Raw genomic sequence first — 25,204 nt, 5'->3', positions numbered from 1 at the left:
GTTTGCAGTCGGAAGGCGATACTCGATTTGCGCGCGGACGAAATCACCCCGGCCTCCGACGCCCCGCTGCTCCTGGCGGATAAGCCCGAAATTCGAGTGATTCTAGCGGCTCCTCGCGGGTTTTGCGCCGGCGTTCGCCGCGCGATCGATGCCGTCCGCGACGCTCTTGCCAAGCACGGTGCGCCGGTCTTCGTCCGCCGCGCAATCGTACACAATCTCGAAGTCGTGCGCAGTCTCGAGGCGGAAGGCGCGATCTTCGTCGAAGAGCTGGACGAGATTCCGCCCGGCGCGGTCGTCGTCTTTTCGGCGCACGGTGTCGCCCCGGCCATCGCTGCCGACGCTCGCCGTAGAGATCTGACGGCCTATGACGCCGTTTGCCCGCTGGTCGCCAAGGTTCATCGCGAGGTGGAGCGGCATCAGCGGCACGGTCGGCAAATCATCCTGATCGGCCACAAGGGACATCCGGAAATCGAAGGGACCCTCGGCCACGTTTCGTCCGTCGGCGCCCATGTCGTGAACAGCCTCCAGGAAGTCGCGGCCCTGCCGGTAGGACGAGATGAGCCTGCCGCTTATGCGGTCCAGACGACCTATTCGGTGGATGACGCCCATGCGATCGTCGAGGCGCTGCGCGAGCGTTTCGCCGACCTCGAGGGGCCGGCGTCCAGCGACATCTGTTACGCCACGACCAATCGCCAGGCGGCCGTTCGCGAAGTCGCGATCCGCAGTGACGCGATTATCGTCGTTGGCGAGCATTTCTCGTCGAATGCCTGCCGGCTCGCCGAGGTCGCGGGAGCGCATTGCGGCGAGGTCCAGCTGGTCGCCGGTCCCGACGATATCGACTGGGAGTGCCTGCCCGCCTCCGGAGTCATCGGGATCACCGCGGCTGCCTCGACTCCCGAAAGCAGCGTCCAGGCGATCCTGTCCGCACTCGCCGGCCGGTACCGGATCAGTGTCGAGCAAACGGGATCCGAGAAAGAAACCACCGTCTTCAAGCGAATGGCCCTCGCATGAGTACGGCTGAAGTCGCCCGGGACTTCACGCACATTGATCAACCGCTTGCGCGGATTGCGGCGGATATCGACGCCATGTTCGAAGAGGTGCTGGTACAACCCTCCGATCCCAGCGCCCGCCTTCTGAACGCCATGCGTCACGCCGCAATAGGCGGAGGTAAGCGCCTTCGGCCCCTGCTGGCGTGCGCCTCCGCCGACCTGTTCGACGTTCCCCGATCCTTGTCGCTTCGAGCGGGGCTCGCTGTCGAGTGCATCCATGTCCATTCGCTGATCCACGACGATCTGCCGTGCATGGACGATGACGACCTTCGCCGGGGCAAGCCGACCGTGCACGTCGCGTTCGATGAGGCCACCGCGGTTCTTGCCGGCGACTCCCTGCTGGCGCTGGCGTTCGAGATCCTGTCCGACCCCGCGACGCACCCCCTTGCCGAAGTCCGCGTCGAGCTCGTTCGGGACCTCGCTCATGCAGCGGGCGCGTTCGGCATGGCGGGCGGGCAAATGCTCGATCTGCTGCCGGCATACCAACCCGCGGACATGGAAGCGGTTGCGCGGCTGCAGCGATTGAAGACGGGAGCGCTGATCGGCTGGTCGGTCGAATGTGGCGCGGTGCTTGGCCGGGCTGGGGCCGAGGAGAGGCTGAGCCTTCGGGGCTATGCGCAAAACCTTGGACTCGCATTTCAGATCGCCGACGATCTCCTCGACGTGACGGGCGATCCGTCGGCCGTCGGTAAGCGCCTTCGCAAGGACGGCGACCAGGGCAAGGAGACGTTCGTGACGCTGCTCGGGGCGGATCGCGCGCGCCGGCAGGCCGAGATGCTGGTCGATCAGGCGATCGAGCATTTGCACCCGTTTGCAGCCTCGGCGGAGCTGTTGATCGCGATCGCCCGCTTCTCGATCAGTCGCGACCGGTAGGGACGATCTCCGCTTCGACCGCGATGCGAATGGCATCCGCGGTGGTCTTGACGCCAAGCGCTTCAATCAGGCGCGAACGGTGCATCTTCACCGTTTTTTCCTCGATGCCCAGGAAGCCGCCGATCTGCTTGTTGCGATAGCCCATGGCAACCAGTTCCAGCGTCTGACGCAGTCGCGGGGTGAGCGTGCGTATCCGTTCCAGCGCCTTCGCCTGACGAGGCCTGGAAACCGCGGCAACTTCCATCTGCGAGCCGATGAACATGGCGACGGAGCCGTCCTCGGCACGGACAGGGGCAAGCATGACTGCATTGCGGAAGGGCGAGCCGTCCTTGCGATAGTTGGTCAACTCGACAATCGCCGGCTCTCCTGAGGCGACCGCAGTCCGCAACACGTCCTGCGCTTCGGGCTCCGTGCCCTCCCCGGCGAGAAATCGGCAGTTCTTTCCCATCACGTCGTTGCGGCGATACCCGGTGAGGTGGAGGAAGGCATCGTTCGCCTCGACAATCGGATTGTCGGCAAGCCGGCAATCGGTGACGATCGTGGGAATGGGCGAATGGTGGATAGACTCGCGCAGCTCGCTGAGTTCCCAGTGACCGTCCGCCCCCTGCATGACTAAGGCGTAAGTGCGGTCCAAGCGCTAATCAAGCGATGCGGGATTCGCAGAGTTTGGGACTTTCGCGGGTTACCCCGCGACCGTGCACTGAATCGGGACCATTCGGCCGACCGTCCAGGTGACGTCATTGCCCTTTCCGCGCAGGCTGTTTTGCGGAGTCATGTAACTGAATCCCGAGCCTGAAGGCGCCTGGGGCAGGACGATCGCTTGCCCGCCGTCCGGAGTGACGGTCGCCGTATCGCCCTCGAACACGACGGTGAGGGGCGGACCATTTTCGCAGGTGAAGTGAACGGTGCGAGCGGCCGGCGGCGGTGGCGGCGCGGTCTCGCACCCGACGGACGCGATGCAGACCACGGAAAGCAGGATACAGCCAGTCGACTTCATCGATTGCACCCCCGATTGTGAGGCGCAACTCATAGCGGGAAACGGCAGTCGCGGCCATCGCAAGTGAGCGGCGCGAACCACCCAGGGATTTTCGCTGTTTATTAAAATGGCAACCCTTAAGCTTCGACAGTCCTGAGTACCGAGGATTCATGTTCGCCGCCGATCCCCCAGCCATCGTTGCTCCCGCCGAGCAAGAAGAAGACGTCATCGAAGTCGTGGCGACGCGCTCCGACCAAGCGCAGCGGATCGATCGCCGGACATACCGAGTGAACGAGACTCCGCATTCGGCACAGGCGGATAGCCTGCAGCTTTTGCGCGGCCTTCCGGCGGTTACGATCACGCCTGACGACCAAATCATGCTGCTCGGCGCATCGGGCGTCACCATCGTGGTCGACGAGCGCCCGGTCCAGGGCGACCCGATTGCCTATCTGCGGACGCTTCACGGCAGTGACATCGAGCGGATCGAGGTCATCACCAACCCCTCCGCTCAATATTCCGCGCAAGGGACCGGGGGCATCATCAACTTCGTCCTCCGCCAGAAGAAGAAGGAGGGAATGACGGGATCGGGCAGCATCCAGGCGTCGTCACTCGGATATTTCAACGGCACTGGGTCGATCCGAAACAAGAAAGGGAAGCTCACCTACGAGATCCAGCTGCAGGGACGAGCGGGGCGGTACAACAAGTCGACCTACCGCAAGCTCCGGACGGTCGAGCTGGTCCCGGGAGTTCCGACCATCAACACCGAGGACGGCGGCGGGGACAATCACTCGGCCGCCGCATGGGGAAGCGGGAAGCTCACTTACGAGTTAAGCGCGAGGACGAATATTTCGGGAAGCATGTTCGGCGGCGGATGGGTCAACGACAATCGGAACGACGTCGAATTCGTCGGACTGACGCCGGACTTCATATCCTATTCCGAACGGTATCGAGGAGGCGAAGGCGGGTCGTTCGGCGGAATGGAATTCACGTACGACCACAAGGGAAAGGTCGACGGCGAAACCCTGAAAGCGAGCGCGGTCCTTTTCGGCAACCCGAACCACCGGCAGCATCTTTTCACCGAATATGCGAACAGCACCTTTCGCAGCGAGCGGGAGAGCTCTCGCTTATATACAACTTCCAAAGTGGACTGGGTCCACCCGATGGGGAAGGACAAGATCTTGTCCACCGGCGCGGAATGGGCGCACGAATCACACGACAACGATTATCGCTTCGAGTTCACCGGCCCTTCGCAGCCACCCAACCAGAGCGAGAGCTTTTCTGTCCATCAGAACAAGCTCTCGGGTTTTGTCACCTTCCAGAAGACCTTCGGGACGTGGACGCTCATGCCGGGCGCGCGTGTGGAGAGCCTGTGGCGAACCGTGAAAAGCCCCGGCTTTCCGACGGCCGACGTATCCCGGACGAACCTGTTCCCCACGTTTCACCTTGAGCACCCGCTGGGCAAATCGCTCAATCTGACGCTGAGCTACAGCAAGCGGATCGATCGTCCGTGGGTCGATCAGCTTCGGCCCTTTCCGATCCAGACCGGATCACGAACGATCGATCTCGGGAATCCCGATTTGCAGGACCAGACGACTGATTCGTTCGAGGTCAATCTTCACTACAGCCGCAAGAAGCTGGAGGTCGGCTTGATCCTCTACGATCGGGAGACCGACCGGCTGTGGAGTTCGAGCTACTTCGTAGACGCGAATGGCAGGACTGTCGCGACGATCGTCAACGCAGGTGAAAGGTCCGATCGCGGCGCGCAATTCGACGTCAGTTCGCCTTTATTCAAACGGGTCAAGGGAATGGCCAGCGTCAATCTGTTCGACAGCCGCGTCCCGATCGACCCGGTTTTCAGTTCCGACAGCGAACGGCTGTTCCGCTACACTGCCAACGGGACGCTGGAATGGCGCGGCAAGGACAAGGGCCAGCGGCCGGGCGACGTCGCGCAAATCCAGTTCAATTACGAAAGCCGGTCGCGCGATTTCCAGATCCGCAGGGAAAGCTACGTTTCGGTAGACTTGTCATGGACGCACAGCTTTAGCCGGACTTTCTCGATGACGGCCAATCTCGATGGGCTCGGTACGAAGCACTACCGCCACCGGCTGATCGCACCGACGATCCAGGAGATCTACGAGCGGCGCGTGACGAGCCCTGTGTTCAAGCTGAAGCTGACCAAGACGATCGGCTCCGGTCCCCCGCCGCCCTCTACTGGGCCGGCAATGCAGCCTTGAAGATGTGCCACTTGCGCTGCTCTTCGGTCGAGCCGGGCACATCGATCACGCGGCGCAGGGTCATCGTTCCGCGCAGGTTGAATTCCTTGCCGTCCTTGGTGCGCCCGTAGAGCTGGACGGGATAATCGACAAAGCTCGAACCCGCCGCGCCTTCCATGTCGCCCGGTCCGCCGATGTTGGCATGGACTTCTCTATATTGGGCAAGATCGAGCTTGGTCGCACCGTCCGACCAGAGCTTGTTCGCCTCCGTGAACTCGCCCTGCTCCGCGAGTGCGAAATAGGTCTGCAGCACCTGACCGGCACCCTGAGCGCTCTTGGGATCGATCGGTCCTTCCGAAACAGGCGTGCGATCGTCGGGCAGGCCGCCCGGCTCGCCCGGGGCGGGGGGATTGAGCGGCGCTTCGGTGGCGGGGGCATTGGCTACGACGACGTTCGTCTCGGGCTCCACCGCAACCGAACCGTTCTGGGCAGCCTGCTGCGAACACGCACCAAGCATCAGGATGGCGAGCAAGGCGGCTGAACTTCGAGAGGTCCTGCTCGTTCGGACCCTGAGGAGATTAGCCATGGTCAAGGCGCTCATTTGGATTGTCATCATCATCTTTTTCATCGGCCTGCTGGTTGTGACGGGCGTTCTCAAGGCGCTCTTCTAACGCGCACTACGTTCGAACAGCCGTGGCGTTGCGAGTCATCTCCAAGTCTTCATCGATCGGGCCGAAGCGCATGGCGAAGCGATCCTTCACGTAATTCTGCGGGACGATCCACGGCTGCCGCGAACCTTGCTTCGGAAGGAAGGGCAGGGCGCGCTGAACGTAGCCGGAGGAGAAGCTGATGACCGGCAGGCGCTCCATGCCGCCGTCGGGTACCTGCGGAGTGCAGACGGTGAAGCCGCCGTCGTCCATCCGGTTGAGCAGGCGGCAAACCGCCTTGGCGGTCACGTCGCTGCGCAGCGTCCACGACGCGTTGGTGTAGCCGAACGAGAGAAAATAGTTCGGCACGCCGCTCAGCATCATGCCCTTCCAGATCACGCGTTCCGAAGGGTCCACCGGCTTGCCGTCGATGCTGAGCTGGACGCCGCCGAACAGCTTTAAGATGAGGCCGGTCGCGGTGACGACGATATCGGCCCTGACCTCTTCGCCGGTGACGAGGCGAAGGCCGGTCGGCGTGAACCGCTCGATCGCACCAGTCGCGACGGAAGTCTTGCCCGAGCGGATCGAGGTAAACAGGTCGCCGTCAGGCACGAGGCAGAGTCGTTGGTCCCAGACCTTGTAGGGCGGCGAGAAGTGCTGCTCGATCGGATAGTCCGCGGGAAGCTGCCTCTGGATCATGCCCCTGATCCACTCGGCCGCCTTTTCCGGCTTCCTGCGCGTCCGGTTGTACATGAAGATCGTCAGCAGGACGTTCTTCCAGCGGATTGCTGAGCCTGCGGCCCCTCTCGGCAGGATGCGCTGGAGAGTGCCGGCGATGCGGTCGCGGGCGGGGCGCGCCACGATGTAGGTCGGTGAACGCTGGACCATCGTCACGTGCGCTGCCTGATCCGCGAGCGAAGGCACGAGAGTTACGGCGGTCGCGCCGCTGCCGATCACCGCGACCGTCTTGCGACTTACGTCGAGGTCTTCCGGCCAGAATTGCGGATGGACGATTTGACCCTTGAACTCCGCTTCGCCCTCCCAGACGGGGCGATAGCCTTCGGAGTAATCGTAGTAGCCGGAGCAGGCGAAAAGGAACAAGCAGGTGATGCGCCGCGTGGCGCCGTCATGTTCCACTTCGACAGTCCAGTGCCCGTCTTTGGACGACCAGTTTGCGCCAATGACGCGATGGCCGAAGCGGATCCGCCGATCGATTCCGAACTCCCGCGCGGTATCCTCGACATAGTCGCGAATTGCTTCGCCTCTCGCGATCGACACTTCGCTGGCCCAAGGCCGGAACGGGAAGCCCAACGTGTACATGTCGGAATCCGACCGCACGCCCGGGTAGCGGAACAGGTCCCAGGTGCCGCCAATGCGGTCCCGCGCCTCCAGGATGACGTAGGTCTTATCCTTGCATAGGGTCTGGATGCGATAGGCCGCGTCGATGCCGGACATGCCGGCGCCGACGATCAGGACGTCGATGTGATCGGTCTGCGGATCATCCCGCGCCATCGCCTATCCCTTGCAGCAATTGCGCCTCAAGCTTAGCGGAAATCAGCCGCAAAAGCGCATGCGGCGAGGGGAAAGGCAACGCGTTGGACTTTGACCTTACGGAACGACAGGCTTCTTTCCGCAATCGCGTCCGCGATTTCATGGACGCCGAGGTCCGGCCGCGAGTCGGCGACTATCACAGGCAGCAGGCGGAAGGCGGACGATGGAAGTCGCTCGAGGTCATCGAGGAACTGAAGCCGAAGGCGCGCGAGGCGGGTCTCTGGAACCTGTTCATGCCGCCGGGCGGCGCGCTCCAGCATGTCGACGAAAGCTTCCCGTTCGAGGGCGAGCAGCTCACCAACCTCGAATACGCCCTGTGTGCGGAGGAGATGGGGCGAATCCTGTGGTCGGCGGAAGCGTTCAACTGCTCCGCGCCCGACACCGGCAACATGGAAGTTCTCCACCGTTACGGTACGCGTGAGCAAAAGGACGAGTGGCTCAATCCGCTGATGCGCGGCGAAATCCGCTCGGCGTTCCTGATGACCGAGCCGGGCGTGGCTTCTTCGGACGCGACGAACATCCAGTGCGAGATCCGCCGCGACGGCAACGAGTACGTCATCAATGGCAAGAAGTGGTGGTCGTCGGGCGCGGGCGATCCGCGCTGCAAGGTCGCCATCTTGATGGGCAAGACGGATCCGTCGGCGAAGACGCACCAGCAGCAATCGATGATCCTGATGCCGCTGGATGCGGAAGGGGTGACGATCGAACGGCACCTCACTGTCTACGGCTATGACGACGCGCCGCACGGGCACATGGAGATCAAGCTCGACAATGTCCGGGTGCCGCCTTCGAACCTGCTGCTGGGTGAGGGCAGAGGCTTCGAGATCGCGCAGGGGCGGCTCGGGCCGGGACGCATCCATCACTGCATGCGAACGATCGGCGCCGCCGAGGAAGCGCTGGAGCTGATGTGCAAGCGGCTGCAGAGCCGCGTCGCCTTCGGCAAAAAGATCAGCGAGCACAGCATCTGGGAGCAGCGCGTCGCCGAGGCACGAATCGAGATCGATTGCACGCGCCTGCTCTGCCTCAAGGCCGCGGATATGATGGACAAAGCGGGCAACAAGGCTGCCAAGGCAGAGATCGCGATGATCAAGGTGAAGGCGCCGCGCATGGCCCTGCAGGTCATCGACGATGCCATCCAGTCGTTCGGCGGTGCGGGCGTCAGCCAGGATACGCCGCTCGCGGCGAGCTGGGCGGGCATCCGAACCCTGCGCTTCGCCGACGGTCCCGACGAGGTTCACAACCGCGCCATCGCCAAGCTGGAGTTTGCCAAATATGCGGAGGCTTGAAGGCAAGGTCGCGATCATCACCGGCGCCGCGTCGGGTATCGGCGAGGCGACGGCCGACCTGTTCCGCGCTGAAGGCGCGACGGTAGTTGCCGCCGATCGGGCCGAAGGCGTGGACGTCGTCGCGGTTGACGCTGGGTCCGAAGCGGATGTTGAGCGGCTGGTCGAGCAGACCGTGGCCGATCATGGCGGCGTCGACATCGTTTTCGCCAATGCCGGCATTTCAGGCGGGCTCGCGGGACTGTTCGAGCAAAGCTCCGCTGACTGGGAGGATATCCTCCGCGTCAACTTGATCGGTCCGTGGCTCGCAATCAAATATGCTGCTCCGCATATGAAGCAGCGCGGCGGCGGATCGATCGTCTGCACCGCCTCGGTTGCCGGCATTCGAGCCGGCGCGGGCGGCGTCGCTTATTCAGCTTCGAAGGCCGGCGTCATCAACCTGGTGAAGACCGCCGCTGCGCAGCTTTGCGACAGCAACATTCGTGTCAACGCCATCTGCCCGGGCCTCATCGAAACGGGCATGACGAAGGGCATTTACGACATGGCTCGCGCCGCCGGAAAGCAGGAGATGATTGGGCAGCTCAATCCGCTCCGGCGCGGCGGCGAGCCCAATGAGATCGCGCAGGTTGCGCTGTTCCTGGCGTCCGACGAGTCCAGCTACGTCAACGGCCACGCTCTGGTTGCCGACGGCGGGCTATCGATCAGCCACCCCTTCACGCGGCAAGCCTACGGCTGCACGTTCTGAGATTATACGGAGAGAAACATGGCCACCGTCACCGACGAGAACCCGACCACCACCAGCCCGATTTCGACGAGGCGTCACGGCGATGTCCTGATCGTCCTGTCGAATAACCCGCCCGTGAATGCGCTCGGCGCGGCGGTCCGGCAGGGCCTGGTCGCGGCGATCGAGGAAGCCGAGGCCGACGATGCAGTGAAGGCCGTGGTCATCGCCTGCGAGGGCCAGACCTTCTTCGCCGGCGCGGACATTACCGAGTTCGGCAAGCCGCCGGTCATGCCGTGGCTGCCGGAGGTGGTGGATCGCATCGAAGCGTGTTCCAAGCCTGTTGTGGCCGCGATCCACGGGACGGCGCTGGGCGGCGGTCTCGAGGTGGCGCTAGGCTGTCACTACCGCGTCGCACTGCCATCGGCGAAGCTCGGAACGCCGGAGGTTAAGCTCGGCCTGTTGCCGGGCGCCGGCGGAACGCAGCGGCTGCCGCGCGTGGCGGGCGTCCGCAAGGCACTGGAAATGTGCGCAACGGGCAATCCGATCGGGGCGAAGGACGGTTTCGACTGCGGTCTGATCGATCGGCTGATCGAGGATGATCTCATCCCGCACGCGGTGGGCTATGCCGAGGAAGTTCGCGATGTTCGCCCGCTCCCGAAAAGCAGCGAGCGCGAGTACAAGATCAACGAATGCGACCCGACGGTGTTCGCTGACTTCCGCAAGGAGAATGCTCGCAAGTTCCGCGGCTTCGACGCGCCGGAAAATAACATCCGTGCCGTCGAATTCGCCTGCAAGATGCCCTACTCCGAAGGCGTCATCGAAGAGCGCAAGCTGTTCATGGAGCTGATGAGCGGTGTGCAGTCGCGCGCGCAGCAATATTTCTTCTTCGCCGAGCGCAAGGCCGCGAAGATCGAAGGGCTCCCCGAAGGCACGCAGCCGCGCCCGGTCCGGAAGGTCGGCGTGATCGGCGCCGGCACGATGGGCGGCGGCATTTCGATGAACTTCCTGTCGGCGGGCATTCCCGTCACCATCTTCGAGATGAACCAGGAGGCGCTCGACCGCGGGTCGGGCGTGATGCGCAAGAATTACGAGGCGACGGCAGCGAAAGGCCGGATGACCGGCGAGCAGGTCGAGAAGGCGATGGGCCTTCTGACCCCGACGCTCGACTTCGAAGCGCTGGCCGATTGCGACCTCATCATCGAGGCGGTGTTCGAGCAGATGGAGGTGAAAAAGGACATCTTCACCCGGCTCGACAAGACGGTGAAGCAGGGCGCGATCCTCGCTTCCAACACGTCCTACCTGAACATCGACGAGATCGCGGCGGTGACCTCGCGGCCGCAGGATGTCGTCGGCATGCATTTCTTCTCGCCGGCCAATGTAATGAAGCTGCTCGAGGTCGTGCGCGGTGCGAAGACGGCTCCGGACGTGCTCGTCACGGTCATGGGCCTGTCGAAAAAGATCAAGAAGGTCGCGGTGGTCGCGGGCGTGTGCCACGGCTTCATCGGCAACCGCATGTTGATGCCGCGGCAGGTCGAAGCGACCAAGCTGCTGCTGGAAGGCGCGACGCCGGAGCAGATCGACCGCGTCCATGTCGAGTTCGGAATGCCGATGGGCCCGTTCCAGATGGCCGACCTAGCCGGTGTCGATATCGGCTGGCACCGCGATCCGACCCGGATTGAGAACATTCGCGACGCACTCGCGGCTGAGGGCCGCTGGGGACAAAAAAAGCAGGCCGGCTTCTACGATTATGACGACAAGCGCCGCCCGACGCCGTCCCCGCGCGTGCAGGAGATCATCGACGACTTCCGCGCCAAGGCCGGTGTCGAGAAGCGCGAGATCAGCGACGAGGAAATCGTCGAGCGCACACTTTACACGATGGTCAACGAGGGCGCGAAGATCCTCGAGGAAGGCATGGCACAGCGCGCGTCCGACATCGATGTGGTCTGGGTCTATGGCTACGGCTGGCCCGTCTATCGCGGCGGTCCGATGTTCTGGGCGGACACCGTCGGCCTGCAGAACATCGTCGACGGCCTGAAGCGTCAGGAAGCGCGGATGGGAAGCGACTTCAGCTTTTCCAAGCTGCTGCTCGACAAGGCCGCTGCCGGAGAGAAATTCGGCAGGTGAACCCCGGCTCGCCCGCGGCGTTGTCTTTCCGATTGGAGAGGTAAGCCCATGACGAGCGTCCCGGAAACGGCCCCGCAGAATGCTGTACTGCGCTATTCGAACACGGCCGTGACCCTGCATTGGGTTGTCGGTTTGCTGGTGCTGTTCCAAGCCTATCTGGGCTTTCGCTTTGGCCTTTCGGACGACGGGCCGGCCCGCGACAACGTGTTCGTGTGGCACAAGACCGTCGGCCTTCTCATCTTGTTGCTAATGCTCGTCCGGCTGGCATACCGGTTGACGAATCCCCCGCCGCCTTATCCGCCAGAGCTCAAGGGTTGGGAGCGGTTCGCGGCAGTCTGGAACCATCGACTGTTTTATTTGCTGCTGATCGCCATGCCGATCGTTGGCTGGGTTTCCGTTTCCGGTTATGCGAATAGGCCGACGACCCCGCTTCTGGGCGGGATCGAGATGCCGGTCATTCCTGGCATCAGCAAGGAGACCGGCGACGCTGCCGGCGAACTGCACGAGATGTCCGCCTTTCTCCTCGTCTTTCTGATTTTGGTCCACGCCGGAGCGGCGCTGAAGCACCAGTTCGTGGATCGCTGGCGAGGTTCGGCCAGAATGCCGCCGTTCACGTCGCACGGCGAGCCGGTGGCTATCGGGCAGGGGTCCGGGGCGGCTCGTTCAAAAGGCGGAGCATCGCCAGCGCAACACCAGCGGCACCCGCCCCCATCAGGAAGGTCGCTTCCGATCCCTGGCGGTCCCACAGCAGGCCGGCGGCAAGGCTCGCCAGCAGAGTGGCGATCCCGGTGACGAACCAGAAGGCTCCGAAGCTCGTCGCGCGAAGGTGACTGGGCGCGCTGTCCGCGATCATCCGGGCGAACACGCCCTGGGTCATCGCCATGTGCGCTCCCCACAACAGCACACCGACGGCCAGGCCGGCGTAGCCGCTGGTCTTGGCGAGAATCAGGTCGGCGACCACTAGGACGGCCATCCCGGCCATCAGGATCGAGCGTGGACTCATCCGGTCGCTGAGCGAGCCGGCGGGGTAGGCGAGCAAGGTGTAGGCGAGATTGAAGAGCACGAGCGTCAGGGGTGAAAACGTCTCGGACAAGCCGATTTCGATGCCCTTCAGGATCAGGAAGCTTTCCGAGAAGCGCGCCAGAGTGAACAGGAAGCCGACCGCGAGCAGGCGCCGCGTCGACCGGTCGATGTCGCGGAAGCCGCGCAGCAGCGGCGACGGCTTGCCATCCAGTTCGCGATGCTCCGGCTCGCGAAGGGCGAGCCAGGCGAGCAGGAACGACAACAATGCGGGAATGACGGCGATCCAGTAAATCGTTCGGACATTGTCGGCGAGCAGCCACATGAGCGCGATCGCGACGATTGGCGCCAGAAGCGCTCCGGCCGTGTCGAGCGACTGGCGAAGACCGAACGCGCGGCCGCGGATTTCGGGCGGAGTTTCGTCCGCGATCATCGCATCGCGCGGGCTTCCGCGAATGCCCTTGCCGACCCGGTCGGCGAAGCGGGCGCCTAGCAGCTCCGCGGCGCCTTGAGCGATGGGAAACAGCGGCTTCGACAAAGCGGCGAGGCCGTAGCCTGCCACGATCCACGGCTTGCGACGCTTGCTGCGATCCGAGAGCCGGCCGGAGACCAGCTTGGCGAAGTTCGCAGTGGCTTCGGCAACCCCGTCGATTGCACCTAGCGCAACCGCCGGCAGGCCGAGCGTGACGGTGACAAAGACAGGCAGAAGCGCGTGATAGATCTCCGAACTGAGGTCCATCAGCAGGCTGATGAACCCTAGGATCCAGACGTTACGCGGGAGCTTCGGGCGCGGCTTCACCGGCGTTCGCTAGCGGCAATCTTGCCAACTCACAAACATTTGCTACGCTGCAATCCATGCTTTGGGGATCTTCGCCAGCCGCGGTCGCGGCCCGTTACGTCTCGGTCTCGCAGAACTTCCTGGCGGACGGTCCATCGGAACGCGCCGACCGGGCGCGCCGAATGTTGCTGTCCGCGGTGGGATCACAGGAACCCGCAACCCTCAACGATGTCGCCAAGGTCGTGGGACGCGGCGCGCCGGCTGTTAGCCGCGCTGTCGACGTCCTCGTCCGATCGGGCTTCATCGATCGGGTTGCCGACCCCAATAACCGGCGCCGGCTGGCGATGCGGCTGACCGACGAGGGCCGCGAATTCCTGACACGGCCCTCACCATCCGGCATGCTTGCGGGTAAACTCGAGCGCCTGGCTCCGAGCGAGGTCCGCGCGATCGAACGCGCGGTCGAGATCCTGGAACGAGCGGTCTAGCCCTCACCCGTTGCCGCGGCGACGGCGCGTTTCCCAGCCCTTCTTCGCGGCTTCACTTCGGCTACGTGACCGGCCAGAGCCGTCGTTCTTGCCGCCCTTGTCCTGCTTGTTGACCGTGCGCCAGGCCCGCTCCTCTGCCTCCTTCTTGGAAACACCGCGCTTTTCGTAGCCCTTTTCGATATGCTCGGCCTTGCGTTCCTGCTTTGCCGTGTACGCTCCACGAGGCATCACTAAACTCCTCTTTCAGGTGACTGATGCGCGAACGTTTGATTTGCCGGGACGTTGCCATGCTGCATTGCAACATTGGGGCAAATTCACTATGTGCGCCCTTCACATCTTCCGGGAAAAACAATGAATCTGCGTAACGTCGCGATCATCGCGCACGTCGACCATGGCAAGACGACCCTCGTCGACCAACTCTTCCGCCAATCGGGCACCTTCCGCGAAAATCAGCGCGTTGAAGAGCGGGCGATGGATTCGAACGACCTCGAAAAGGAGCGCGGGATCACGATTCTCGCCAAGTGCACCTCGGTTGAGTGGGAGCATGACGGGACGACGACGCATATCAATATCGTCGATACGCCGGGCCACGCCGACTTCGGCGCGGAGGTCGAGCGCATCCTCTCCATGGTCGACGGCGTCATCCTGCTGGTCGACGCCGCCGAAGGCCCGATGCCGCAAACGAAGTTCGTCACCGGCAAGGCGCTGGCGCTCGGCCTCAAGCCGATCGTCGTCGTGAACAAGATCGACCGCCCGGACGCGCGTCCGGCTGAAGTCCTCGACGAGGTGTTCGAGCTCTTCCTCAATCTCGAGGCCAACGACGAACAGCTCGACTTTCCGACGCTCTACGCATCGGGCCGGGCCGGCTATGCGGGCCGCGAGGACAGCGTCCGCGAGGGCGACCTGACGCCGCTCTTCGAGACGATCGTCAGCCATGTGCCGTCGCCGGGCCTCAACCCTGAGGGCGAGTTCAAGATGCTCGCCACCTTGCTCGACCGCGATCCGTTCCTCGGCCGCATCCTGACCGGCCGCATCGAAAGCGGCCGCCTGGACGTCAACATGCCGATCAAGGCGATCGACGTCGACGGAAACAAGGTGGAGGACGGCCGCGCCACCAAGGTGTTCGCGTTCCGCGGCCTTGAGCGCGTCCCTGTCGAGAGCGCGCAGGCGGGCGACATTGTCGCCATTGCCGGCCTCGTCAACGCGACCGTTTCCAACACGATCGCCGACCCGGCTGTCAGCGAACCGCTCCACGCGCGTCCGATCGATCCACCGACTCTGGCGATGAGCTTCTCCGTCAACGACAGCCCCTATGCAGGCCGCGACGGCGACAAGGTGCAGAGCCGCGTCATCCGCGAGCGCCTGGAGCGTGAGGCCGAGGGCAATGTCGCGATCCGCGTGACCACTGCGTCGGACAATGACAGCTACGAAGTCGCCGGCCGCGGCGAGCTTCAGCTCGGCGTCGTCATCGAGACTCTCCGCCGCGAAGGTTTCGAACTGTCGATCAGCCGCCCGCGCGTGCTGTTCCGTGACGGCCCGAACGGCCGCGAGGAGCCGTATGAGACGGTCGTCATCGACGTCGACGACGAGTTCAGCGGTACGGTCATCGACAAGATGGCGATCCGCAAGGCGGAAATGACTGACATGCGCCCGTCGGGGGGCGGCAAGACCCGCCTGACCTTCAGTGCGCCGTCACGTGGCCTGATCGGTTATCACGGCGAGTTCTTGTCGGACACGCGCGGCACCGGAATCATGAACCGGCTGTTCGAGAAGTACGGGCCCCACAAGGGCCCGATCAGCGGCCGCCAGAACGGCGTCCTGATCTCAATGGAGCAGGGCAAGGCCGTCGCCTACGCGCTCAACGCGCTGGAAGACCGAGGCATCCTTTTCATCTCGCCGGGCGACGACCTCTACGAGGGCATGGTGATCGGCGAAAACGCCAAGATCCACGACCTCGAGGTCAATCCGCTGAAGTCGAAGCAGCTCACCAACTTCCGCGCTTCGGGCCCGAAGGACGAAGGCATCCGCCTGACCCCGCCGCGCCGGATGACGCTGGAGCAGGCGATCGCCTACATCCAGGACGACGAGCTGGTCGAAGTCACGCCGAAGGTGGTCCGCATCCGCAAGCGCTTCCTCGATCCCCATGAGCGCAAGCGGCAGTCACGGAAGATGGAAGCAGCCTGAAGCCCACGGCTGTCACCGCCGCTCAATTGAATCCTAACTGACGGGGGAGCATTAGGCGGACATGTCGCGCAAGAAGTCGTCGGGCTCCGGTGACGCCACGCTTTCGGGCGTCGAGACCGCCATTCCGAAGAAGATCCACCAGATCTACTTCGGTGACGACCTGTCCGAGCGATTGAAGGCCAACGCCCGTGAACTCCGCGACCTGAACCCCAGTTGGGAATACGCGCTGTATGACGCTCACACGGGCGAGGATTACATCCGTACCCATTATGGCGCGGACGTCCTGCAGGCCTATCACCACCTCGATCCGCGCTATTACGCCGCGCGCGCCGACCTGCTGCGCTACCTGATCGTATATCGAGAGGGCGGCGTGTATCTGGATATCAAGAGCCGCTTCGACGGGCCGATCGACAAGTTCATTCGGGGCGACGAAGGATTTGTCCTGTCCCAGTGGCGCAACGGAACGGGCGAGATCCACGAGGGCTTTGGGATCTACCGTGACATCGCATTCGTGCCCTGCGGCGAGTTTCAGAACTTTCACGTGATCGGCGCCGCGAAGCATCCGTTTCTAAACGCCGTCATCGAAGCGGTCCTGCGCAACATCAACGCCTATGCACCGTGGCATGCGGTCGGCCGGACCGGCGTTGTTCGAGTCACGGGACCGGTCGCCTACACCCGCGCAATCTTCCCGCTGCTCGAGCTCTTCCCCCACAAGCGTGTCCGCCACGAGGGGGAGATTGGGCTACAGTACAGTATCCCCGAGGCTTACGACCCCGATCCGGTAAGAGGGGGTCACTACTCCGCCGTTAGTGACCCGCTCGTGCGCATGTCAGCTCCGGGAAAGATCGCAAGCGGGCTCTTCGCCAAGTTGCGAAGCTTGGGCGCAAGCGCCCGCCGGCGCAGCTAGGAAGAGTTTGCTCGGCTAGAAGCCGCAGTTGTTTGGCTTGTTTCGATCGAGCCGGAAGGCCGGCCCGGGAAATCCTGCAGGCTTGATCACAACCGCTACGAATTCGGCTCCGTCTGCGCTCGTCACATTGTGAGGGACGTATGCATCCTCGATGAAGGACTGCCCGGCGCTGTAAGGATGCCCCGTGCAAAGCGGGTCCGAGCCATCATACCAGGTGATATTGCCCTTCGTTACCGTAACGAACACCGGCGCCGGATGGGCATGCCATCCGCTGAAGCCACCGGCTTGGACCGTAAGCCGGTCGGCGCCGATGTCGGTGTCGTCCAAAGTCTTGAGGATCAGCCCCCACTTGCCCGTCTTGTCTTTGGATGTGTTCACAGTGAGCGTTCCGAAATGACCGCTCACGATCGGAGAGGGGGCAAATCCCTGGCCCGGCGTAGCGGCGGCCGGTGCAACGAGAAATGACGAGAGGATGAGTGCGGAAGCGCTTGCTCCCGTAGCGAGTGCACGAAATGTGCCCATGACCAGTCTCCTGTGCTTGTTCGGGACTGTACTGGCTTCGGCCGTCACCTAATCGCGGCCGGCGGGCAGGGCCTATGGCCCTTTATTGATCGACATTGAACTTATCGAAGGTTTACGTCGGAGGTGAATTGCGTGCCGCCTATGAGCTGTAGGCCAAAGCGGCATGGATCACTTTCCGGCCATCTTAAGGACGACTGCCCATTCGTCATCCCGTACCGGAGCGACCGAGAGGCGAGACTGGCGAATGAGCTCCATCTTCGCCAGCTTCGGCTCGGCCTTGATCGCGGCCAAGGACACTGGACCCAGCGCCTCTACCGGCTCCACGCGAACCGAAACCCAGTCCGCATCCTTGGGGTCGGGCTGGGCTTCGCGAGTGATACGCATGATCCCGACCACGGCCTTGTCCGTCATGCTTGCGTAGAAAAACGCCTCGTCGCCTGCCTTCATCGCCTTGAGATGGAGCCGCGCCGCATTGTTCCTGACGCCGTCCCATTCGGTCACGCCATCGCGGACGAGGTCGTTCCAGCTGTAACTGGAGGGTTCCGATTTCATCAGCCAATATGCCATCGCCGCGCGATACATCGCTTGCCGAGGCACGAAAAGCGACGAGTTTGCTGACGATGAGTAGAGGTTCTGTGACGACGAGTTGAGGATTACCCAGAAAGTTCCGCAGGTTAACGCAGGGCCGGCTCGACTCGCCGTTCAAAGGGTTGGGCTGCGACGGAGCTTCCCCTAACTGCACCGCAACAGATTGAAGCGGGTGAGCCGGCGCGAAGGGGCGCGGCTCCGGGCAAGACGGACGACCAATTCCGTAGAATGCGTGAGGCGCGGTGTAAGCGCCCGGTACGGTCGGCCGCCAGATATAGAGTGAAAATTGAAGAAGACCTTGGGTGGCCGCGCTTTGGCAGCGGCCGCGAGTCTGTTTCTTGTTGCAGTGTCCAACCAGGCCGTCGCCGCACCGCTCAACGCGATGTCGGCCGGCGTCGTGGATTCCAGCGCTAGGCCGCTCGGCGGCATCGCCCCTGCGATCAATGCCGCCGCGAACTCGCTGACGGCCGCGAAGACGGCCGCGGTTGCAACCATTACGAGCGCCCCGCGCACCGCCAGCTCGGTGACCTCGGTCGCGATGGAGGCCGCGTGGCTCTACCAGAACGGCTGGCCCCTTTATGCGCTGGTCGATCGCTACAGCAGCGGCACGCCATTGGACCAGGAAGGCACATGCCTTGCGACTGCGGTCTATTTCGAAGCGCGCGGTGAATCGCTGGAGGGCCAGCTCGCCGTCGCCAAGGTCGTGATGAACCGGGCTGCATCCGGCCAATATCCGTCAAGCTGGTGCGCGACCGTCAAGCAACCGTGGCAGTTTTCCTTCGTACGCGGCGGCCAATTCCCTGTCGTCGACACCGATTGTGAAGCATGGCGCAAGGCCCAGGGTGTTGCTCGTCTGGCTATCAGCAACGCAGTGCCGAGCGTGTCGAACGACGTGCTCTGGTATCACGCAAACTATGTCGCCCCGTCGTGGGGGCGCCGTCTGACGCGGGCCACACAGATCGGCACACACATCTTCTACCGCGCGTAATCAGCGAGTTTCTTGGAAGGGGAGGCCGGGTTGCAGCGATGCGATTCGGCCTTTTCTTTCGCTTGGGCGGGTCGGCGAGTCGCTTCGTCGTAAACTTCGTTCAACAGGGATTCGCACCGGCTGCTTTTCGGATGAGCATGGACCTCCAGAGATCTCTCCAAGGGGAAGGGGGAGGAATTCGGTGCTCAAGATTCTGATTGTCGAGGATGATTCTCAGCTCGCGACCACGCTGAAATACCTTGTCGAGGACAATCCAAGATACCGGGTGATCGCGATCGCGGACGACGCGGACAATGCCGTCGCTGCGGCAGAGCATCACAACCCTGACCTTGCCTTGGTCGACCTCCATCTCGCCCGCGGAAGTACGGGATTCTCCGCGGCAGCCCGGCTAGGAGATTTCGACATCCCCTGCCTGTTCGTCAGCGGCAAGGCGCCCAACTTCCCGATGCCCGATCTCGCTCTGGGATGCCTGATGAAGCCATTCACGGCGGAAGAGGTTCATCGCGCGCTCAACCTGGCCGAGGACAGGCTGCGCGGCAGGGAGACGGTTCGGCCGCGGATCCCGCAGAACCTTCAGATGTACGAAACGTCGAAGGAAAACGACGCGCCGGAGGCGGGCTTCATTCCCTCGCGCCCGTCACTTCGTACGCGGCTCGAACACTGGATCGCGGGCCAGCACCGAGCGGCCTGATTCAGATGAAGCGCCGGAAGTAGTCGATCGTCTGACCCAGCCCCTGTTCCAGCTCGATCGTCGGTTCCCATCCCAGTTCGTTCTTCGCCTTTGAGATATTCGGCTGGCGCTGTTTCGGATCGTCCTGGGGCAGCGGCTCCTGAATGATTTCGGAGCTGGAACCTGTCAGCGCGATGACTTTCTCCGCAAGCTCGCGGACCGTGAACTCGTTCGGGTTGCCGATGTTGATCGGGCCGGTGACGTCGGGCCCGGTCTCCATCAGTGAGTGGAGGCCGCGCACCAGATCGTCGACGTAACAGAAGGAACGGGTCTGGCTGCCATCGCCATAGATGGTAATCGGCTCATTCCGCAGCGCCTGCATGATGAAGTTGGAGACCACGCGGCCGTCCGCCGGATGCATGCGGGGACCGTAGGTGTTGAAGATGCGCGCGACCTTGATCGGCACCTTGTTCTGTCGGTGGTAGTCGAAGAACAGGGTTTCCGCACACCTCTTGCCCTCGTCGTAGCACGAGCGGATCCCGATCGGGTTCACATGGCCCCAATAGTCTTCGCTCTGCGGATGGACTGCGGGATCGCCGTAGACCTCGCTGGTCGAGGCCTGGAGGATCTTGCACCCAAGGCGCTTGGCCAGCCCCAGCATGTTGATCGCGCCGTGGACCGAGGTCTTGGTCGTCTGCACCGGGTCATGCTGATAGTGGATGGGAGACGCCGGACATGCGAGATTGTAGATCTCGTCGACCTCGACGAAGAGCGGGAAGGTCACGTCGTGTCGCATGAACTCGAAGTGCGGATTCCCGTGTAGGTGGGCGATATTGTCCTTCGTGCCCGTGAAGAGGTTGTCCACGCAAAGGACGTCGTGACCCGCTTCGAGCAAGCGATCGCAGAGATGGGATCCGAGGAAGCCAGCGCCTCCCGTGACCATCACCCGTTTCCGCATGTTGTAATCGCGAGCCATTCACCCCCCTTTATCGCCGAGACCGACTTCGTTCGAAGCCGTGTAACGCGACGAACCTAAGAATCTGAGTCCTTCGCGCAACGGCTCTGAAGAAAGTCCCGATTTGACACAACCAATGTTAATATCCTGTTGAGAATCATTAATGTTTCGTTTAGCCGGTCCCCTGGGTGCTCTTCCTCAACAGGGATGAGTCGTCGCTCATCAACGAGGTGTTCAAAAATGCGTCGCTCAGTATCGAAATTCATTGCAGGTGCGGTTCTCGCGGTTTCCGCCGCGAGCCCGGCCTTCGCAGCGAAGACAGTCGTGAATACGCTTCCTGCGGTTACGTCCGCGTGCAGCCTCAGCCTGCCGACTCCCGACGCAATTGCTTGCGCGGGATATTTCTCCGGCAACCTGCTGAACGGCAGCCCGACCGACGTTTTGAACCAGCAGCAGGCAATCGACTCGTTGCCCGGCACGTTCCAGTGGAACGGTAATTGGAGCGCGCTCGCGAACTCCACCAACCCCTTCTACGTCCTGGATACGGATCCGAACACGGTTAATCCGGGGCTGACCAACGGCAACCAGCTGAACTTCGGCACCACCCTTTACGGTCTGACGATCATCGGTGCCCACTTCGGCAACGGCAGCGTCGTCGGCAATAATTCGGTGTTCTGGTTGTTCGACTTCGGCACCACGGGCGCGCAGTACGTCGCTCTCGACAATCCGCAGGGCTGGTCGAACGCAGCACTTTACACCACTCAGCCGCCTCCGGGAGTTCCCGAACCGGCGACCTGGGCGATGATGCTCCTCGGCTTCGGCGCCGCGGGCACCGCTCTCCGCCGCAGCCGTCGCAAGACGGGGATGCTGGCGCAGATCGCCTAATCCGACTTTCTGAATTGCACGCACTGCCGGCCTTCGGGCCGGCAGTTTTTTTGTGCCCGAAGCTTTTCGGGAATGCTCAGCCGATCAGCCGGACCTCGGTACCCTTGAAGTTCATCACATTGGCGTCCGAACAACCCTTGGCGATGAGGACGCGGCCTTTGACGATCAGCTTGCGGCCGATGAAGCGGGCGCATTGCAGATCGGGAGTCTTGTCAGCATCGATCCGCACGGTTTCCGACGGGAAGTAGATGAGGCCTTTGAACTCGGAGAAGCTGTTGCCTCCGATGACGTTCTCAATCTCGTCGTGAGCGCCGGCCGAGCGGCGATCCTGGTAGATCAGAAGGCCGGCGTTCGGCCCCTGCGTTGGAGCGTGCAGCTTCACCTTGGCGCCGTTGTCGATCTGAATCTTGCCGACCGACCAGGGATCAGTCGCCGCCTGCTCGCTGGTGAGAAAGATGGTGCAGGCCCGGCAGGTCACCTCTGCAGATGAGCCGATGACCATATTGCCGCGATTGAGGATGTACTGTCCGTCGGCGAGAATGACCTTGCCGTCGATCAGCATGTTTCCATAGCAGCCGGCGGGCAGGACGACAGCGTTGCCGTTGCTGTCGTCGGAGTTGACCGTCACGTTTGGGCAGCCTGTATTCGGCACCAATGGCGGGTCGCGGTCGGCGAAGGGATCTTTCTGCTTCACGCCGTAGGCGCGAACGCGCGACGAAGAAATGCCCTCCGCCTCAATCCCGCCGAATGCGGCAATCATATCCGCCTTCAAAGACGCGGAGCCTTCGGCGCTGATGGCGTCCTTGGATGAGGCATTGGTCGCCATTCCGCAGTCCATCTCGACGCTCGAGCTTGGCTCGACCTTCAGGCCCGTCTCCTGCTCCGTATCGAGAGCGAAGAGGCAATAGTCGCCATTCTCGACGACTGTTGCGATAGCCTCGACGCTGATCACCGGCGGTTTGCTGAGAAATAGCGAAGTGAAGGTCATCGACGCCGGCGTGGCGAGCCGAACCCGCACAGCGAACGGATCCTTGTCGCGCGGGGCAGGGGATTGCTCGGCCGAGACAGAGCGCCGCCGGTCCAGGCTCTGGTTGGCCGAGATGCTGCGGTCGACGGCGGTTTCCATATCCCCCGTCTGAATGAGGCCGTAGACGCCCGCGATCGCGGCCGCGTCGGCGGTTGATTGTAGCTCGCGCTTGGCGAACACCCATTGCACCGTGTCGACCGCAAGTGCCGCACAGCCAAGCATGATCGGCAGTCCCACCGCTGCGAGCGCAAGCACGTTGCCGCGTTCGTCGTTGAGCAGTACCCCGAGAGTCGCCTTCACCCGTCGCAACATCATGCGCGATGGTTAGCTCGACAGGGTTAAGGGACCTTTAGCTCAGGCGACGGCTCGGAGCCTTGTGCCTTCGTAGGCCACGAGCAGTTCGGAGTCCGGCCCGACTTCGACAGCGGCGCGACCCTCCGCAATCCAGACGTCCGGAGCGACAAGAGCCTGCCCATCGGCGGCGATCGTCCCCTTGATTGGAATCAGCCAGGCCGGCTCGGCGTCGGTGGCGTCGAAGGTTCCGGCTCCAGACCGCCACCGCTCGACGGTGAACTTCGGTCCCGCGACCGCGATGCTCCGCACTTGGTCGATCTCGCGCTCCCTGACCTTCTCGATGACAAGATCGCTCCTCGCGGCGTCGATACCCTTGTCCAGGTGAAGCTCACGCGGACGCCCGTAGTCGTAGAGCCGATAGGTCACGTCGGAATTCTGCTGGACTTCGAGCACCGTGAGGCCGGGGCCGAGGGCGTGCACCGTCCCGGCCGGTGAATAATAGGCATCGCCCGCATCGGCTTTCCGCCAGTCGACGAGATCGACGATCGAGCCATCCATTGCTGCTGCGCGTAATTCGCCCGGGGACACGGGCGACCGGAGCCCGATGCCGAGTTCTCCATTGGAATGGGCAGAAAGGACAATCCACGCCTCATCCTTGCCGCGCGCAAGGCCCGCCGTCTGAGCTGCGGCGTCGTCCGGGTGGACCTGCACCGACAGACGCTCGGATGTGAACAGATATTTGATCAGTAGAGGGTCGTCGGCGCCCTCTCGCTGGAACCAGATTTCGCCCAATGGATCGCCGTCGCTTGGCCCGAAGCCTTCAGGGACATCGGTTCTGCCCCACGGCTTGGAAACGCGATGCTGCTGAAGCTTGGTGAGCATTAAGCAGGTTTAAAGCCAGGGACCGTCGAGCGGCTAGTGCTGATTATGGTCGGGCATTTCGTGGTCCGCCATGTTGTGGTCGGTTGAAGTGCTCTTGGGGCTTGGGGCATTCACGCCCGGGAGAGGGGGAAGCGGCTTGCCCGTTGCCGCCTGGTCGCCCTTCATCGACGGGTGTTCATGGGATGCCGCGACCAGGGCCCTTCGCTCAGCGCCCTCCTTGTCGATCTTCTGCCCCTGAGGGTCTGGAGAACCGCACCCGCCAAGTGACGCGACGGATATCGCGGTCACGAGGGCGAGTGCGGATCGAGTCATCAGAACTCAGGTACCAGCCTCGGGCTCGCAGTCCAACTGAAGCCGGAGAACATCTTCATCTGCTTGCCGTTGCCGAGATCGCCGCCGGAGCAGTTCAGCTTCTTGTTGATGCAATTATCCGTCCACATCGCGAGCACGGTATTGTCCCACCCGCCGAACCAGTCTGCGTGGAAGGTCGAGCCGTGCGGCAGGTCGGGACGCATCGCGTCCGAAGACAGCTGCCACTGCGACAGGTCGTCGCCCGCCTGGATCGAGAACCAGGCCTGCAACGTGAAGTCCGGAATGACGTACGGATGGGTGTCGGGGCACTTGGCATAGCCCCAGCTGCCGTACGACTTGTAGGTCACGTGATCGCGGTGGTTGGCGCTGTCGAGGTTCTTGCCGTCCCAGCATGACGGGGCGTTGACGATCGCGCCGATCTTCGCGCCGGCGGGGCAGGTCGCCATTGCCGCCGGGATCGAGGGATAGTGTCCCTGTGTCGCGCCGGGGCCGTCACAGTTGAAGTAGACGGATCCGGTGGGCGCCTTGCCGGTGATCATGTCGTAGCCGAAGATGAACTTCAGGCCGTTCGGCAGGGGAACGCAATTGCCTTCCGCCTGCGGATCGCCGCTCGACAGCGAGCACTTCGGATCGCTGATCGGCCGGCGCTTGTAGTAGATCGCGAGGTAATCCGGGCGGATCACGTCGCCCTTGCCGTCGAGCATCGCCGGCATCCAGTACGCAGACCGGTTGAGCGGCGACATGCAGGTCGACGAGCCGCTGGCGCGCAGGCTGGAATAGGTCGAGTAAGCGTTCGCGCCCGTGTTGCCGTAAAACTGGTGGAGGTGCGATTTTCCTGGCTGTCCGGGGTAGACGATCGGATCGTCCTTGAGCAGCTGACCGGCGTTGCAGATGAATCGGAAGGCGCCGACGACGTCAGGGCTGGCCGACGGCGGGATTGCTCCCGTGCCCCAAGACGGAACCAGTTCCGAGTTCACGTCGAAGTTGCTGGGGACCATCGACAGCTCCGAGTAGAAGGAGTTGGTCGTGGTCGATGTCGGCGGCGAGGTTGTCGTTCCGCCGGTGGTCGTCGTCGGCGTCGTGGTAGTCGTGCCACCGGTATCGGTCGTCGACTTGCCTTTGCGCGGCTTCGTAAGGCGAAGCATGTCGTATTGCCCGCCCGTCACGCTCGGCGCGACGGCGACACCCGCAACCACAATTGCAATACCGATAGCCATGGCCTTGAAGGTCGAAAATTCACTGCTCACCGTTTTGCCTCCCCAGACAA

The 25,204-nt window shown here is 63.0% G+C and carries 26 protein-coding genes and 1 pseudogene; 14 read left to right on the top strand and 13 right to left on the bottom strand.

The window, feature by feature from the left end; genetic code table 11:
- Positions 1–27: 27 nt before the first annotated feature.
- Both ispH and ABD928_RS04315 read left to right on the top strand, forming a co-directional pair.
- Positions 28–1,011, top strand: coding sequence for a 4-hydroxy-3-methylbut-2-enyl diphosphate reductase (gene ispH / locus ABD928_RS04320; RefSeq protein ID WP_223276306.1), 984 nt, complete (start codon positions 28–30; stop codon positions 1,009–1,011).
- Positions 1,008–1,922 carry a polyprenyl synthetase family protein gene (locus ABD928_RS04315; protein WP_345166454.1) on the top strand — a complete coding sequence of 305 codons (915 nt, stop codon included), beginning with the start codon at positions 1,008–1,010 and terminating at the stop codon, positions 1,920–1,922. The genes ispH and ABD928_RS04315 overlap by 4 nt, the downstream gene beginning before the upstream one ends.
- Here ABD928_RS04315 and ABD928_RS04310 read toward each other — a convergent pair.
- Entirely contained in the window at positions 1,906–2,532 is a 627-nt protein-coding gene (locus tag ABD928_RS04310; RefSeq protein ID WP_345166451.1) for a PAS domain-containing protein, read from the bottom strand. The two genes, ABD928_RS04315 and ABD928_RS04310, sit on opposite strands and share 17 nt — an antisense overlap.
- 72 nt (positions 2,533–2,604) lie before the next feature.
- Positions 2,605–2,919, bottom strand: coding sequence for an MliC family protein (locus ABD928_RS04305; RefSeq protein WP_187714570.1), 315 nt, complete (start codon positions 2,917–2,919; stop codon positions 2,605–2,607).
- A 149-nt stretch (positions 2,920–3,068) separates the two neighbouring features.
- Here ABD928_RS04305 and ABD928_RS04300 point away from each other — a divergent pair, with 149 nt between their 5' ends.
- A complete protein-coding gene (locus ABD928_RS04300) occupies positions 3,069–5,132 on the top strand; it encodes a TonB-dependent receptor domain-containing protein (RefSeq protein WP_345166447.1) in 2,064 nt (687 codons plus the stop codon).
- Here the strand turns inward: ABD928_RS04300 and ABD928_RS04295 are convergent.
- Entirely contained in the window at positions 5,107–5,628 is a 522-nt protein-coding gene (locus tag ABD928_RS04295; protein WP_345166444.1) for a hypothetical protein, read from the bottom strand. The genes ABD928_RS04300 and ABD928_RS04295 overlap by 26 nt on opposite strands.
- A gap of 4 nt (positions 5,629–5,632) precedes the next feature.
- Between ABD928_RS04295 and ABD928_RS04290 the strand changes: the two genes are divergently transcribed.
- Positions 5,633–5,782 (top strand): small membrane protein YohP, encoded by a 150-nt coding sequence (locus ABD928_RS04290; RefSeq protein WP_345166441.1) that lies wholly within the window; start codon positions 5,633–5,635, stop codon positions 5,780–5,782.
- A gap of 6 nt (positions 5,783–5,788) precedes the next feature.
- On the opposite strand, the gene ABD928_RS04285 is transcribed toward ABD928_RS04290, so the two are convergent.
- Positions 5,789–7,270 carry a flavin-containing monooxygenase gene (locus ABD928_RS04285; RefSeq protein ID WP_187714567.1) on the bottom strand — a complete coding sequence of 494 codons (1,482 nt, stop codon included), beginning with the start codon at positions 7,268–7,270 and terminating at the stop codon, positions 5,789–5,791.
- Positions 7,271–7,353: 83 nt separating this feature from the next.
- Between ABD928_RS04285 and ABD928_RS04280 the strand changes: the two genes are divergently transcribed.
- The 4 genes and pseudogenes from ABD928_RS04280 to ABD928_RS15365 all read left to right on the top strand — a co-directional run.
- Positions 7,354–8,595, top strand: coding sequence for an acyl-CoA dehydrogenase family protein (locus tag ABD928_RS04280; protein WP_187714566.1), 1,242 nt, complete (start codon positions 7,354–7,356; stop codon positions 8,593–8,595).
- Positions 8,582–9,337, top strand: coding sequence for an SDR family NAD(P)-dependent oxidoreductase (locus ABD928_RS04275; protein WP_187714565.1), 756 nt, complete (start codon positions 8,582–8,584; stop codon positions 9,335–9,337). The genes ABD928_RS04280 and ABD928_RS04275 overlap by 14 nt, the downstream gene beginning before the upstream one ends.
- A gap of 18 nt (positions 9,338–9,355) precedes the next feature.
- Complete coding sequence (locus ABD928_RS04270) at positions 9,356–11,440, top strand: 3-hydroxyacyl-CoA dehydrogenase NAD-binding domain-containing protein (protein WP_345166432.1); 2,085 nt, start codon at positions 9,356–9,358, stop codon at positions 11,438–11,440.
- Positions 11,441–11,488: 48 nt separating this feature from the next.
- A pseudogene (locus tag ABD928_RS15365) lies at positions 11,489–12,013 on the top strand (cytochrome b); the annotation flags it as partial.
- A gap of 61 nt (positions 12,014–12,074) precedes the next feature.
- Here the strand turns inward: ABD928_RS15365 and ABD928_RS04265 are convergent.
- Complete coding sequence (locus ABD928_RS04265) at positions 12,075–13,259, bottom strand: MFS transporter (RefSeq protein WP_345166429.1); 1,185 nt, start codon at positions 13,257–13,259, stop codon at positions 12,075–12,077.
- Positions 13,260–13,315: 56 nt separating this feature from the next.
- On the opposite strand from ABD928_RS04265, the gene ABD928_RS04260 reads away from it, so the two are divergent.
- On the top strand, positions 13,316–13,723 hold the full coding sequence (locus ABD928_RS04260) for a MarR family winged helix-turn-helix transcriptional regulator (protein WP_345166426.1): 408 nt from the start codon (positions 13,316–13,318) through the stop codon (positions 13,721–13,723).
- 3 nt (positions 13,724–13,726) lie between these two features.
- Here ABD928_RS04260 and ABD928_RS04255 read toward each other — a convergent pair whose 3' ends face one another.
- Positions 13,727–13,951, bottom strand: a complete 225-nt coding sequence (locus tag ABD928_RS04255; protein ID WP_187714563.1) for a plasmid stabilization protein — start codon at positions 13,949–13,951, stop codon at positions 13,727–13,729.
- 123 nt (positions 13,952–14,074) lie between these two features.
- On the opposite strand from ABD928_RS04255, the gene typA reads away from it, so the two are divergent.
- Together typA and ABD928_RS04245 are read left to right on the top strand one after the other, a co-directional pair.
- Positions 14,075–15,907 (top strand): translational GTPase TypA, encoded by a 1,833-nt coding sequence (gene typA, locus ABD928_RS04250; protein WP_345166422.1) that lies wholly within the window; start codon positions 14,075–14,077, stop codon positions 15,905–15,907.
- Between the two features lie 61 nt (positions 15,908–15,968).
- Positions 15,969–16,814 (top strand): glycosyltransferase family 32 protein, encoded by an 846-nt coding sequence (locus ABD928_RS04245; RefSeq protein ID WP_345166420.1) that lies wholly within the window; start codon positions 15,969–15,971, stop codon positions 16,812–16,814.
- A 15-nt stretch (positions 16,815–16,829) separates the two neighbouring features.
- On the opposite strand, the gene ABD928_RS04240 is transcribed toward ABD928_RS04245, so the two are convergent.
- A complete protein-coding gene (locus ABD928_RS04240; RefSeq protein ID WP_345166418.1) occupies positions 16,830–17,336 on the bottom strand; it encodes a cupin domain-containing protein in 507 nt (168 codons plus the stop codon).
- Between the two features lie 168 nt (positions 17,337–17,504).
- A complete protein-coding gene (locus ABD928_RS04235; RefSeq protein WP_345166415.1) occupies positions 17,505–17,903 on the bottom strand; it encodes an EVE domain-containing protein in 399 nt (132 codons plus the stop codon).
- Positions 17,904–18,210: 307 nt separating this feature from the next.
- Between ABD928_RS04235 and ABD928_RS04230 the strand changes: the two genes are divergently transcribed.
- Entirely contained in the window at positions 18,211–18,912 is a 702-nt protein-coding gene (locus ABD928_RS04230; RefSeq protein WP_345166412.1) for a cell wall hydrolase, read from the top strand.
- Between the two features lie 181 nt (positions 18,913–19,093).
- Entirely contained in the window at positions 19,094–19,603 is a 510-nt protein-coding gene (locus ABD928_RS04225; RefSeq protein ID WP_187714559.1) for a response regulator, read from the top strand.
- 1 nt (position 19,604) lies between these two features.
- Here the strand turns inward: ABD928_RS04225 and ABD928_RS04220 are convergent, their stop codons facing one another.
- Positions 19,605–20,558, bottom strand: coding sequence for a UDP-glucuronic acid decarboxylase family protein (locus ABD928_RS04220; protein WP_345166408.1), 954 nt, complete (start codon positions 20,556–20,558; stop codon positions 19,605–19,607).
- A 219-nt stretch (positions 20,559–20,777) separates the two neighbouring features.
- On the opposite strand from ABD928_RS04220, the gene ABD928_RS04215 reads away from it, so the two are divergent.
- A complete protein-coding gene (locus ABD928_RS04215) occupies positions 20,778–21,422 on the top strand; it encodes a PEPxxWA-CTERM sorting domain-containing protein (protein ID WP_345166405.1) in 645 nt (214 codons plus the stop codon).
- A 76-nt stretch (positions 21,423–21,498) separates the two neighbouring features.
- Here the strand turns inward: ABD928_RS04215 and ABD928_RS04210 are convergent, their stop codons facing one another.
- Genes ABD928_RS04210 through ABD928_RS04195 form a run of 4 tightly spaced genes read right to left on the bottom strand, consistent with a single transcriptional unit; the run spans position 21,499 to position 25,184 of the window.
- Positions 21,499–22,749 carry a pilus assembly protein TadG-related protein gene (locus ABD928_RS04210; RefSeq protein WP_345166402.1) on the bottom strand — a complete coding sequence of 417 codons (1,251 nt, stop codon included), beginning with the start codon at positions 22,747–22,749 and terminating at the stop codon, positions 21,499–21,501.
- A 54-nt stretch (positions 22,750–22,803) separates the two neighbouring features.
- A complete protein-coding gene (locus tag ABD928_RS04205) occupies positions 22,804–23,625 on the bottom strand; it encodes a class I mannose-6-phosphate isomerase (RefSeq protein WP_345166399.1) in 822 nt (273 codons plus the stop codon).
- A 33-nt stretch (positions 23,626–23,658) separates the two neighbouring features.
- Positions 23,659–23,937 (bottom strand): hypothetical protein, encoded by a 279-nt coding sequence (locus ABD928_RS04200; protein ID WP_345166396.1) that lies wholly within the window; start codon positions 23,935–23,937, stop codon positions 23,659–23,661.
- On the bottom strand, positions 23,937–25,184 hold the full coding sequence (locus ABD928_RS04195; protein WP_345166393.1) for a DUF1996 domain-containing protein: 1,248 nt from the start codon (positions 25,182–25,184) through the stop codon (positions 23,937–23,939). Before ABD928_RS04195 ends, ABD928_RS04200 begins: the two co-directional genes overlap by 1 nt.
- Positions 25,185–25,204: the final 20 nt, after the last annotated feature.

This window comes from Sphingomonas daechungensis (genome assembly GCF_039543105.1).
GTDB classification, from domain to species: Bacteria; Pseudomonadota; Alphaproteobacteria; order Sphingomonadales; family Sphingomonadaceae; genus Sphingomicrobium; species Sphingomicrobium daechungense.
This window is presented reverse-complemented; position numbering and strand designations above follow the sequence as displayed.